The sequence below is a fragment of the Gammaproteobacteria bacterium genome (assembly GCA_013003425.1).
Lineage (GTDB): Bacteria > Pseudomonadota > Gammaproteobacteria > Steroidobacterales > JABDKV01 > JABDJB01.
Genome location: JABDJB010000103.1, coordinates 17,303 through 27,982 on the forward strand (window position 1 = coordinate 17,303; position 10,680 = coordinate 27,982).

At 59.9% G+C, this 10,680-nt stretch carries 12 protein-coding genes and 2 rRNA genes; 5 read left to right on the forward strand and 9 right to left on the reverse strand.

The window, feature by feature from the left end; translation table 11 throughout:
* The first annotated feature begins 1 nt into the window (after position 1).
* From HKN06_13830 to HKN06_13840, 3 genes are all read left to right on the forward strand, one after another.
* Entirely contained in the window at positions 2 to 274 is a 273-nt protein-coding gene (locus tag HKN06_13830; protein NNF62392.1) for a hypothetical protein, read from the forward strand.
* Positions 275 to 359: 85 nt separating this feature from the next.
* Positions 360 to 1,673: a Glu/Leu/Phe/Val dehydrogenase gene (locus tag HKN06_13835; protein ID NNF62393.1), complete on the forward strand. Its 1,314-nt coding sequence runs from the start codon at positions 360 to 362 to the stop codon at positions 1,671 to 1,673.
* A 42-nt stretch (positions 1,674 to 1,715) separates the two neighbouring features.
* Positions 1,716 to 2,036 (forward strand): heavy metal-binding domain-containing protein, encoded by a 321-nt coding sequence (locus HKN06_13840; GenBank protein ID NNF62394.1) that lies wholly within the window; start codon positions 1,716 to 1,718, stop codon positions 2,034 to 2,036.
* Here HKN06_13840 and HKN06_13845 read toward each other — a convergent pair whose 3' ends face one another.
* The 7 genes from HKN06_13845 to HKN06_13875 are packed head-to-tail and all read right to left on the reverse strand — an operon-like array spanning position 2,037 to position 7,679.
* Positions 2,037 to 2,507 carry a DUF4442 domain-containing protein gene (locus HKN06_13845; protein NNF62395.1) on the reverse strand — a complete coding sequence of 157 codons (471 nt, stop codon included), beginning with the start codon at positions 2,505 to 2,507 and terminating at the stop codon, positions 2,037 to 2,039. It lies immediately after the preceding gene.
* Positions 2,504 to 3,508, reverse strand: a complete 1,005-nt coding sequence (locus HKN06_13850; GenBank protein NNF62396.1) for a 2-hydroxyacid dehydrogenase — start codon at positions 3,506 to 3,508, stop codon at positions 2,504 to 2,506. The genes HKN06_13845 and HKN06_13850 overlap by 4 nt, the downstream gene beginning before the upstream one ends.
* Before the next feature lie 20 nt (positions 3,509 to 3,528).
* The gene (locus tag HKN06_13855) at positions 3,529 to 4,884 is read right to left on the reverse strand and encodes a CoB--CoM heterodisulfide reductase iron-sulfur subunit A family protein (protein ID NNF62397.1); all 1,356 of its coding nucleotides are present in this window, start codon (positions 4,882 to 4,884) and stop codon (positions 3,529 to 3,531) included.
* Positions 4,877 to 5,440, reverse strand: a complete 564-nt coding sequence (locus HKN06_13860) for a 2-oxoacid:ferredoxin oxidoreductase subunit gamma (protein NNF62398.1) — start codon at positions 5,438 to 5,440, stop codon at positions 4,877 to 4,879. Before HKN06_13860 ends, HKN06_13855 begins: the two co-directional genes overlap by 8 nt.
* 4 nt (positions 5,441 to 5,444) lie before the next feature.
* Positions 5,445 to 6,251, reverse strand: coding sequence for a 2-oxoacid:ferredoxin oxidoreductase subunit beta (locus HKN06_13865; protein ID NNF62399.1), 807 nt, complete (start codon positions 6,249 to 6,251; stop codon positions 5,445 to 5,447).
* On the reverse strand, positions 6,248 to 7,360 hold the full coding sequence (locus tag HKN06_13870) for a 2-oxoacid:acceptor oxidoreductase subunit alpha (protein NNF62400.1): 1,113 nt from the start codon (positions 7,358 to 7,360) through the stop codon (positions 6,248 to 6,250). The genes HKN06_13865 and HKN06_13870 overlap by 4 nt, the downstream gene beginning before the upstream one ends.
* A gap of 58 nt (positions 7,361 to 7,418) precedes the next feature.
* A complete protein-coding gene (locus HKN06_13875) occupies positions 7,419 to 7,679 on the reverse strand; it encodes a 4Fe-4S dicluster domain-containing protein (protein ID NNF62401.1) in 261 nt (86 codons plus the stop codon).
* A gap of 221 nt (positions 7,680 to 7,900) precedes the next feature.
* Here HKN06_13875 and HKN06_13880 point away from each other — a divergent pair, with 221 nt between their 5' ends.
* Positions 7,901 to 8,737 carry a hypothetical protein gene (locus HKN06_13880; GenBank protein NNF62402.1) on the forward strand — a complete coding sequence of 279 codons (837 nt, stop codon included), beginning with the start codon at positions 7,901 to 7,903 and terminating at the stop codon, positions 8,735 to 8,737.
* Between the two features lie 141 nt (positions 8,738 to 8,878).
* Positions 8,879 to 9,733: a hypothetical protein gene (locus HKN06_13885; protein ID NNF62403.1), complete on the forward strand. Its 855-nt coding sequence runs from the start codon at positions 8,879 to 8,881 to the stop codon at positions 9,731 to 9,733.
* Positions 9,734 to 9,990: 257 nt separating this feature from the next.
* On the opposite strand, the gene rrf is transcribed toward HKN06_13885, so the two are convergent.
* Both rrf and HKN06_13895 read right to left on the reverse strand, forming a co-directional pair.
* Positions 9,991 to 10,106 (reverse strand): 5S ribosomal RNA (rrf, locus tag HKN06_13890).
* Positions 10,107 to 10,264: 158 nt separating this feature from the next.
* Positions 10,265 to 10,680: ribosomal RNA gene (locus tag HKN06_13895) — 23S ribosomal RNA — on the reverse strand; the annotation flags it as partial.

Genomic DNA, 10,680 nt, shown 5'->3' on the forward strand with positions numbered 1-10,680 from the left:
CATGAGTGATGACAAAACCACCCTGGAAGAGCTGATCGAGGCGCTCAGCCGCGAGCGCGATGAGCTGCGCGTGCAGTTGCAGCTGGCGAAGCAGGAAATGCGTGACAAGTGGGAACCGCTGGAAGACAAGTGGGGCTCGGTTGAGTCACGAATGCGCTCACTTGGCGATGTAACCAGCGATGCCGGCAAGGAAGTCCTCGCTGCCAGCAAAGTCCTGCTCGACGAGATCGGCGACGCCTATAAGGACATCTGGAAAGAAATCCGCCGCTCGTAAGGCCCGGCACACAGGGTCTTGTTGACGCGGGCATGGCGACGCGCAGATGATACGGTCACAGCGGCTGTAGCAGACGGGTGTCAGCATGTGGGATGAAGACCCACGAAATCTCGCCGAAGCACTGAAAAACGCCGGGTCTCGCCGGGCCCTGATTGCGGCGCGCCCGGCAGACGACATCTACATCAGCCACGACGCGTTGCAGCCACTGGCAGGCCGGCTTGTGGAGGATCCCGACTATGACCGGCACGCGGCTTGTCTGTTCGAACTCGGGGCTGAAAGCGACCACCTGCTCGCCGGCTTTATCCATCGCACCGAACGCGGCCAGGCGGCCGGCGGCGTGCGTTTCTGGTCATACCCCAGGCTGGGCAGTCTCATCAATGATGGCCTGCGTCTGAGTCGCGCCATGGGGCAAAAGAACGCACTGGCCGGACTGTGGTGGGGTGGCGGCAAGGGCATCATCGCGCGCGAACCGGGCCGCGACTATGACGATGCGCGGTTACGAACCGCAATATTCCGTGACTATGGCCGCTTCATATCGGGTATCGCCGGCTGCTACGTAACTGCCGAGGACGTGGGCACGCGTCCAGCCGATATGGCAGCGATCTTCAGCACCACACGACACACCACGTGCATACCACCGGTCGTTGGCGGCAGCGGCAATCCCGGGGTGCTCACCGCCCGCGGTGTAGTGGTGGCCATGGAGGCGGCGCTGGCGCACTGCTCCGGAGACACGCTGGCAGGCAAGGTGATCGCCATGCAGGGCGCCGGTAATGTTGCCCAGAACATGATTGCGACGTTGCTCAAGCACGGTATCGGTAAAATAATTGCCAGTGACATTGATACGGCAGCCCTGGACAAGGCGCGCAACCGTTTTGCCGATGCACCGGTGGAACTGCGGCAGGCAGAAGCAGACAATCATTCCATCCTGGCGACCCCGTGCGACATCCTTGCTCCGAATGCGGTCGGCGGCATACTCAACCCGGACACTATCCCCGTGATTCGCGCCCCCATCGTTTGTGGCGCCGCTAACAACCAGCTGCGCAAGCCCGATCGCGATGCCGTTGGCCTGCAGCAACGTGACATCCTTTATGTTCCCGATTTTCTCGCCAACCGGATGGGCATCGTTAACTGTGCCAATGAGCAGTATGGCGTGATCTGCGATGACCCGGCCGTGGAAAAGCATCTCGACCGTCACACACCGGAAGGCGTCTATTGCCGGTTGCTCGAAGTACTGGCACGCGCGGAGCACTCCGGGCGACCGCCCGCCCACGAGGCCGCGGTGCTGGCAGACGAACTGGCGGCCGAGACGCACCCGGCGTGGCCAGGCCGGGGCCAGGAAATTATTGACTCACTAATCGCGAGCAACTGGGCGGAAAAACCGACCGGTACCATTTGCTGACAGCGGCACTGCTACACTGACGCTTTGCCCCGGAGTGCCCGCATGATCCAGTCGACAACGCCCACCATCCAGGGCAAGGAAATCACCCGCTACCACGGTATTGTCACTGGCGAAGCGATACTTGGCGCGAATATCTTCAAGGATTTTTTTGCCAACATCCGTGACATAGTCGGCGGCCGCTCGGCAGCCTACGAGCGAGAACTGCGCAAGGCGCGCGAAATTGCTTTTGAGGAAATGGCACGCTTTGCCGATGAGTTCGGGGCAAACGCCATCGTCGGCATCGACCTGGACTATGAGACGGTTGGTTCTGAAGGCTCAATGATGATGGTTAGCGTCAGCGGCACAGCGGTGACCGTGCGCTGACTACAGAGTCTGGCCCGTTTTCTGCTCACGCCGGCGGAAATAAAGCAGCTTGTGCACCCGGCAACAGACATCACCGTTGGCATCACGCCACTCAAGGGTAAATTCCTTTTCCAGCCGTGACTGCTGCTCTAGCGTGTCCCGGACAAACTGCAAATCTTCTTCAGTGATTTCTATCGTTGTGAGAAGCGCCGAACGCCCGGGCTTCAGGTACTCGATTCGGCCGGCCTTGTCCCAGACTATATAGCCCTTACCCAGCAGGCGTATGAACATCACCATAAGAATGCCGTCGAGCGCGCTGTACATCACGCCACCATAAATCGTACCGACGTAATTCCTGGTTGCTCGCTTCAGCGGCAAACGAACCTCTACCCGCCGCTCGTCGTCGCTCATGTGCGTGATACGCGCACCGGTACGGCGAAATGCCGGAAAGAAGTTGAAGGCCCAGCGCTTCGCCGCTGTTCGCAGGCTCATTCCCCGGCATCTCCCCTGACCGCACCGGGGGTTACTTCATTGCCACTGCTGCGTCCTGTCGCAAAAGCGTCAATATTGGCCATCGTCGTCCCGGCAATTGCCGTCATCGCCTCATCGGTAAAAAAGGCCTGGTGAGCCGTGATGAGGACATTCGGGAACGTAAGCAGCCGTGCAAAGACATCATCGGCAATAATCTGGTCTGACAGGTCGTCAAAAAATAAATCGGCCTCCTCCTCGTAGACATCAAGCCCCAGGTGGCCGATCTTGCCGGCCTTGAGGGCCGCGATGACCGCGGGTGTATCAACCAGGCCACCGCGACTGGTATTGATTAGCATTACACCATCCTTCATCTGTCGCAGCGCAGACTCATCGATGATGTGATGCGTATCCGGGGTCAGCGGGCAATGCAGCGTGACAATATCTGACCGGGCAAACAAAGTCGGATTATCAACCAGCTCGATACCATCATCAGGTTGAGCATAAGGATCGGCCGCGAGGACCCTGCAGCCAAAACCGCGCATGATTTTCGCCACCAGCGCGCCGATGCGGCCCAGCCCGATCAGCCCGACTGTCTTGCCATGAAGATCAAACCCCAGCAGCCCCTGCAGCGAGAAGTTTCCTTCGCGAACACGAGCATGTGCGCGTGGAATCTTCCGGTCGAGGCCGAGAATCAGCGCGACGGTGTGCTCGGCCACCGCATAGGGTGAATAAGCCGGCACCCGCACCACCGTCACGCCGCACTCTGCAGCTGCCTGCAGGTCAACGTGATTGTAGCCCGCGCTACGCAGTGCCAGCAGGCGCAAACCATTGTCCGCCAGGTTACGCACAACCTCCGCGTCAACCCGGTCGTTGACAAAAACACAGGCCACGGGAAACCCGTATGCCAGCGGCAGGGTTTCTTTACTCAGGTGGGCGTCAAAATAGACCAGCTCGTGGTCGCCGCAAAAACGGTCAAAGTACGTGCGGGTGTATTTGCGCGCACTGAATACCGCGATTTTCATGAGAACTAATCCTGTTGTTGTCAGCCGGAACGATCCAGTAACGCATACAATGCACGCTCGATACGCTCACGCAAAGCGTCTTCCTGTGCGGCAATCTTGTGTTGTTCCTCGGCCACACCGGGCACAAAATCGGCGCGCAAAAGCCGGGGGTCGAGCTGGCCAAGCGCCGCCAGCGCGGCAGCCTTTGCCGCGCGCACCGTGTTGGCCGCCGCAACGGGCCCGGCAACGCTACCGGCAAGGTAGATGCCCGGCTGGCTGCTGGCCCAGGGTTGTTCGGCGACCGGCGCTGCCGCAAAGCCCTCCGGCGTCAGCTCCAGCTGCAGTGTGGCAGCCAGGCGGTCCATTCCGGCGGCAGGCTGTGCGCCGGCATCAAGCACGACCAGGTCGAACTGCTCCTGTGGCAAGCGGTTGCTGCCAAAATCGGCCCACGACACCATCACGCTGCTGCCCTGCCCTTCGATCTTGCGCAGCATACCGAAACAAATCTCGCTACCGGCGGGAAGCACGGCAAGGGATGCGTCTGCCGGCGGCTGCTGTGTTACCAGCACTGCTACTCGCTCGATATTTTGCGCAAGCAGCTGACGCACCAGGCTGGCGGTGGCATCAAGTGCGTATGGCGTGAGCTGGTCGAGGGTGAGCAGAATGCTGTCCGGGTATTCCTCGTTTGAGGGTTTTGCAACAAACCCGCCGGTTGGTCCGGGTGCAAGCAGCATCCGCTGCAGCTCTGCCGTCGTGACAATATCCGGGTGCGTCCCGTAACCGCGGTCCTGCAGAGCAGTCCCGTTGGCGTTGTCGCAGCCAGTGGCAACGATAACGGTGGCCACAGTCCGCTGGTGAGTGGTTTGCAGCGGCAGGTCAAAATGAATGCTGTCGTCGTCGCATACTTCGATACAGCGATTGCACGGCAGATAATTGGGCGGCCGGTTAAGACAGCTATCGATGTCAATCACGTACTCGGGTGGACAGGTTTCCGCCAGCGGCGTGTAGATCGCCTTGCGATACGTCAGGCCCTCGTCGAATTCGTTGGGTGAAACCGATGGGCAGACGGCGCGACAGCGGTTGCAGCGCGTGCAGGTGTCGGTGACAAAGCGCGCCTGCTCTGTGATGGTCGCGGTGAAATTGCCCGGCCGGCCCTGCAGCGCTTCGAGCTCGGCCAGCACAATCAGCTCCACGTTATCTCTCGCGCTCAGCGCCGCAAGCTTTGGCACGGCAATGCCATCGACAGCAGCGCTATCGTCAGTCGCCGCTGCAGCAAACCTGCCTCCGGCGACGGCGGCGCGCTCGACAATAATTACATTCGCCCCCGCATCAGCACAGTCCTGCGCCGCGGTCAGTCCGGCGAGGCCGCTGCCAACGATCAGAACTGAATCAGTCATCGGGCTGCGCTCCGGCGCCAAACTCGAATCCGGCCTGCAGTGCCTGCAGATCGAGCTGCAGGTGCTTGCTGGATACCTTTGCCCTGATCGCCTCTTCCATCGCCCGGCGACTGACGACGTTGGTGATGGCGATGAGACAACCGAGCAGCACGATGTTTGCCGCCAGCTTGGTACCGAGCTCAGCCGATTTGCGTGTTGCCGGCAAACGCACGGCAGCAGCGTCATCGGCGTGCAGGCTGACCAGGTCTGCATCGACAATCAGCAGCCCGCCTGGTTTGAGCTTTGGCCGAAAACGCTCGTAGGCCTCCTGGAACAGGACGCAAAGGATGTCCGGCTGGATGACAAAAGGATAGTCGACCGGCCCGGCCGAAATAATCACATCGGCTCGCGAGGCGCCACCGCGCGCTTCGGGACCGTGCGTCTGGGTGAATACGGCCTCTTTGCCATCGTGGATAGTCGCCGCCCGACCCAGCAGGCTGCCGGCCAGCGCGATGCCCTGCCCGCCAATGCCGCCAAGCCTGATTTCAGTAATATTTTCGGCTGCGGAACCAGTCATGGCTTTATCCGAGGAAAACCTCGCGCTCGATATCGACGAAATTACCGACGGTGATGGGCTGCGAGGGGTCGACAATGTCGATGCCCAGCTGCTCCAGTTCACCGGCGCCGTTGTCTATGCGGCAGCGCTGACGGTACATCTCGACTTCTTCTATACCCTCGCCAAGATCGTTGCGCCGGCCAAAACTGGTCGGGCATGGCGACAGCACCTCGGTAAAGCAAAAACCCTTCTTCTCCATCGAACGCAATACCGCATCGGTAAACTGTCGCACGTGCAGCACGGTCCAGCGCGCGACGAAGCTGGCGCCGGCCGCCTTGGCCAGGTGCGGCAGATTGAATGGCTGCTCGACTGCACCGCGTGGGGCGGTAGTTCCCCTGGCGCCTACCGGCGTGGTTGGACCCACCTGCCCGCCCGTCATGCCGTAGTTGAAATTGTTGATGCAGATGACGTTCAGATTCACGTTGCGGCGTGCCGCATGGATGAAATGATTACCGCCGATGGCGATGAGGTCGCCGTCGCCGCTGATAACGGTGACCGTTAGCTCCGGGTTGTGCACCGCTATGCCGAGCGCGAACGGCAGCGCGCGGCCATGCGTAGTGTGGTAGGAATCGACGTTGACATAGCCTGCGGCGCGGCCACTGCAGCCGATACCCGACACGCAGACATGGCGGTCCGGATCGATGCCCGACTCGTTGATGGCGTGCACGTAACTATGGATGACCGTGCCAATACCGCAGCCGGCGCACAGGATATGCGGCAGCCGGTCGGCCCGCATCAGGTGATCGATGGGATGAATCGTGGCAACCGTCATGATGTGATCACTTCCAGTATTGCGGCGGGCGTAGGCATCTCGCCGCCGGCATGATTGAGCCCGATTACGGGCAGCCGGGTGTGTCGCTCCACTTCACGCCGCAGCTGGCCGAGATTAACTTCGGGCACGACAATTCGCGTCACGGTGCCGGCCTCCAGCAGCTGCTGCAGTCGGGTTTGTGGAAATGGCCAGATAGTTTTTGGTCGCAGCAGGCCAACCTTCTGCCCATCATTGCGTGCCTCACGCACCGCGCGCCGCGCCGAACGTGCGGTACAGCCATAGGCAATCACGACGGTTTCGGCATCGTCCAGACCAATCTCTTCAAACTCGACGATACTGCCGGCATTCAGCCGCACCTTGTCCACCAGCCGTCTGACCAGCTTGTCATGCGTTGCGGCCGTCAGTGCCGGATAACCACGCTCGTCATGAGTCAGCCCGGTCATGTGCACCTTGTGACCATCGCCGGCATGGGCAATACGCGGCACCAGGTCTTCTTCTGCGGCATAGGGGAGAAATGGCTTTGCTCCCGGCGGTTCGAGCGGGCCCTTGCGCTCCGTGCGATCGATCTCCTGCTCTTCAGGAATTATTACCCGCTCTGCCATGTGACCGATGACCTCGTCCATCAGGATAAGAACCGGTATGCGGTAGCGATCAGCGGTGTTGAAGGCCGCGATGGTTAACTCGAAACATTCCTGCGGCGAAGCCGGGCAGTAAGCAACGATGCCATAGTCGCCGTGCGACCCCCAGCGCGCCTGCAGGATGTCGGACTGGCCGACCATTGTCGGCAGGCCGGTCGAAGGCGAGGCGCGCTGCACATCGACTATTACGCAGGGAAGCTCCATCATGGCGGCCAGGCCGATGTTCTCCATCATCAGGCTGAAACCCGGCCCCGACGTTGCAGTAAAACTGCGTGCACCTGCCGCCGAGGCGCCAATAATTGCGGCAATGCTGCCGAGCTCGTCTTCCATCTGCACGAAGCGCCCGCCGACATCCGGCAGCCGGCGTGCCAGGTGTTCTGCAACTTCGGTCGACGGAGTAATGGGATAACCGGCAAAAAAATCCAGCCCCGCCGCAAGCGCCCCTTCAGCGCAGGCGTGATCGCCCAGCATGAAATGGGTGCCGCTGAGCACGCGCTGTGCGGGCTGCGAAGTTGCTGATGCTGCGCGTTCAGCCGGCATCGGCATCACCGTCGACGGGGGTTGTGTAGATTGCCAGCTCGGGACAGATCAGGTCGCAGAACTTGCAGTACACGCAACCGTCGGCCTTGTCCGCAACCATAACCGGGTAGTGATATCCCTTGTCATTGGTCTGTGTGGAATACTCCAGCACCTGTGCAGGACAGTACTTGATACAGAAATTGCATTCCTTGCAGCGCTCAACAATGACGTGCACTTCGCCTTGCGGCACGCGTGCCCGCCCGAGGTCCATCGGAACCCGGCGAACGTCGTCAACAGGGCCGGTCATTGCGCCACCCTTCCTGCCTCATTGCATGGTGATCAACCGCCATGGTAACCGCTGGCTGGCCACCGCCGACATTGCGGTAAATCCCTATATTTTCGGTGACTTATGCAATGCCCGGCCGGGCCCCTGCGGTTGGGCAGGCAATCCCGGGAGTGTTAGAGTCCGTCCGGCGCTACACCGGGGATGCCATGTACCTGCCAAAACACTGGGTCAGTGAAACTTCAACCGGTCGCCTGCCCGACGGCCGAGAGACGCCGCTAACGGCGTGGGGCTGGGGCGACGACGAGCGCAGCGCCAGAGACAAGGCCGGCGAACGCCTGCAGCGCCTGAAGCAGCGGCTGCAGCGCGGCGACGGTTTCCCCGAAAAATACGCCTATAGCGACCGGCCATTAAAAGAGGAAATACTCGAGACCTTTGCCGGCCGCGGTGCTGCGACCGGTATAGTCACACGCAATGCGCAGGGCGCACAGGTACTCAATACGGCAAAACTGCTGTTCCTCGATATCGACCTGCAACCGGTCTCGGGCTGGCAGCGTTTGTTGGCGCGTCTTGGCCTGAGCACTGATCATTCCGAAGGCGCAGTGCTGGCAAGACTGAAAGTCACGCTGCAGCAGTATGGCAAGGCGAGTTTTCGTATCTACCGCACCGCCGCCGGACTGCGGGTACTGGCAGTTGACCGCGAATTCGATCCGGCCGGCCGCGAGGCGCAAGAACTGATGACAGCCACTGGCACCGACCCAGCCTTCACTCAGCTGTGTAAAGTACAGAAGAGTTTTCGCGCCCGGCTCACCCCGAAACCCTGGCGCTGCGGGGTAACAAAACCACCAGGCCGCTTTCCACGTAATACCGATACACAGCGACTGTTTGAGGAATGGCGGCGAGACTACCAGAACGCCTGCGATCGCTACGCGACCTGCCAGATCCTGGAGACTATCGGCAGTGGACGTCCTACCGGGAGTTTCGCCAAACTTGTAGAGCTTCATGACCGCCAGACCCGCTGTACGAGCCACTTGCCGCTGGCATGACCGCTGAACCCCACAACGTTTGCCGGCGGAAAAACGATTATGTTATCCACAGCGGGGGGGGCTATTGTGAGAACCGCGACGTGGTGACGCCCGACTGATTTCCAATACGATATCCTGCACGAGACAGGACTCTTAATGATGATGAACAGGCGAATAATCGCCCTCACCGTATTACTCACTGCCGCCGCTACTCCGGCGTTGGGAGAGATTGTGCAACTGGGTTGGGGCGGACAGCACCAGACTAATACCCTGTCTGCGGTGAGAGCCGCCTTCAGCGCCGGTCTCAAAGGCGTGGAAATTGACTTGTGCGTAACACGCGATGGCGTAGCCATTGGGCTGCACGATGCCGAGCTGTCCAATGAAACCGACGGACAAGGCGACGTCACGAACCACGATTGGGCCGACGTGGCAAACCTGCGGCATAACAGGCGTGGCGAAAGAATCAGCAGGCTGACGGACTTGCTGACGGAAATAAAGCGCTGGGACGGAGAAGTGTTTCTTGATGTGCGCCAGGTGCCGGCAGCCGCCGTGGGCGCTGCCATAGCCGAGTCGGGCTTTGACGAAAGCCGAATAGCCGTAACTGTTTTCGATAATTCAGTGGCCACTGATTATCGAGCTGCCTTTCCGGCACTCGCGGGCATATATCTGAAGTCATACGATTCCCATTCAGCCTTTGACGAGAACTTTCTAGATACCGTCAAGGAGTTCGGCTACACCGGGCTGGCTTTTTCCTCGCGCCCTGAACTGCCACCGGCGTCGTTGATGGAACGCCTGGAAACACGCTCACTCAAATCGTATACGTTTGTTGGATTCACCGAACACGATGTGCAGGCGCTCAATTCCCTGGGCGTGGATTACGTCGTCATGGTTTCGGCTGCTGCGGGCAATCATTATCAGGCAACCGGTGGTGCGGGCGTCGTCCGCCCCGGTGTTCTTCTCCTGCTTATGACATGGGTGGCCTGGCGATGCGTTGCGAGACGCGACAAAGGCGGCTGACGCACCGCCGGCCGGAAATGGGCCCAAGAAAAAACCCCACCCGGAAAACCGGGTGGGGTTTTTAGATTAAGTGCCTGGCGGTGTCCGAATTTGCGTGTATTCGGACACGCGAATTGAATACGTCGCGCAGCGACGCAGCCGCGAGCCACGCCGAGCGCGTGCGGAGCACGTAATACCACACCGCCAGTAGGTTCGGCCCGGAAATGGACCCAAGAAAAAACCCCACCCGGAAAACCGGGTGGGGTTTTTGTTTAGGTGCCTGGCGGTGTCCTACTTTCGCATGGCGAAACCCCACACTATCATCGGCGCAGAACGTTTTCACTTCCGAGTTCGAAATGGATTCGGGTGGTTCCCGTTCGCTATCGCTGCCAGGCAAACTGGCTTGCATTGGGGTCAAGTCTACGCATTACGCATTTTTGCTGGTCCAACGACCGGCATTCCGCAAATGCGTAATGCGTAGACTTGACCCCGCGCAAATTCTGAAAGTTCCAACTTGGGTTGTGACGCACTCGAGCATACAACTCTCAAGCAAAACTGCTTGAGGTTATATGGTCAAGCCTCACGGGCAATTAGTACTGGTTAGCTTCATACATTACTGCACTTCCACATCCAGCCTATCAACGTTGTAGTCTTCAACGGCCCTTCAGGGGACTTAAAGTCCCAGGGAGATCTCATCTTGAGGTGGGCTTCCCGCTTAGATGCTTTCAGCGGTTATCCCTTCCGTACTTAGCTACCCGGCGGTGCCACTGGCGTGACAACCGGAACACCAGAGGTACGTCCACTCCGGTCCTCTCGTACTAGGAGCAGCTCCCCTCAAATCTCCAACGCCCACGGCAGATAGGGACCGAACTGTCTCACGACGTTCTAAACCCAGCTCGCGTACCACTTTAAATGGCGAACAGCCATACCCTTGGGACCTGCTACAGCCCCAGGATGTGATGAGCCGA

What these genes read in the sequence shown, in the direction of transcription:
- HKN06_13850 (NNF62396.1), bottom strand. Translation starts at nt 3,508, where the DNA reads ATGAAAATCGCGGTATTCAGTGCGCGCAAATACACCCGCACGTACTTT.
- HKN06_13855 (NNF62397.1), bottom strand. Translation starts at nt 4,884, where the DNA reads ATGACTGATTCAGTTCTGATCGTTGGCAGCGGCCTCGCCGGACTGACC.
- HKN06_13865 (NNF62399.1), bottom strand. Translation starts at nt 6,251, where the DNA reads ATGACGGTTGCCACGATTCATCCCATCGATCACCTGATGCGGGCCGAC.
- HKN06_13870 (NNF62400.1), bottom strand. Translation starts at nt 7,360, where the DNA reads ATGCTGGGCGATCACGCCTGCGCTGAAGGGGCGCTTGCGGCGGGGCTG.
- HKN06_13880 (NNF62402.1), top strand. Translation starts at nt 7,901, where the DNA reads ATGTACCTGCCAAAACACTGGGTCAGTGAAACTTCAACCGGTCGCCTG.
- HKN06_13860 (NNF62398.1), bottom strand. Translation starts at nt 5,440, where the DNA reads ATGACTGGTTCCGCAGCCGAAAATATTACTGAAATCAGGCTTGGCGGC.
- HKN06_13835 (NNF62393.1), top strand. Translation starts at nt 360, where the DNA reads ATGTGGGATGAAGACCCACGAAATCTCGCCGAAGCACTGAAAAACGCC.
- HKN06_13840 (NNF62394.1), top strand. Translation starts at nt 1,716, where the DNA reads ATGATCCAGTCGACAACGCCCACCATCCAGGGCAAGGAAATCACCCGC.
- HKN06_13875 (NNF62401.1), bottom strand. Translation starts at nt 7,679, where the DNA reads ATGGACCTCGGGCGGGCACGCGTGCCGCAAGGCGAAGTGCACGTCATT.
- HKN06_13845 (NNF62395.1), bottom strand. Translation starts at nt 2,507, where the DNA reads ATGAGCCTGCGAACAGCGGCGAAGCGCTGGGCCTTCAACTTCTTTCCG.
- HKN06_13885 (NNF62403.1), top strand. Translation starts at nt 8,879, where the DNA reads ATGAACAGGCGAATAATCGCCCTCACCGTATTACTCACTGCCGCCGCT.
- HKN06_13830 (NNF62392.1), top strand. Translation starts at nt 2, where the DNA reads ATGAGTGATGACAAAACCACCCTGGAAGAGCTGATCGAGGCGCTCAGC.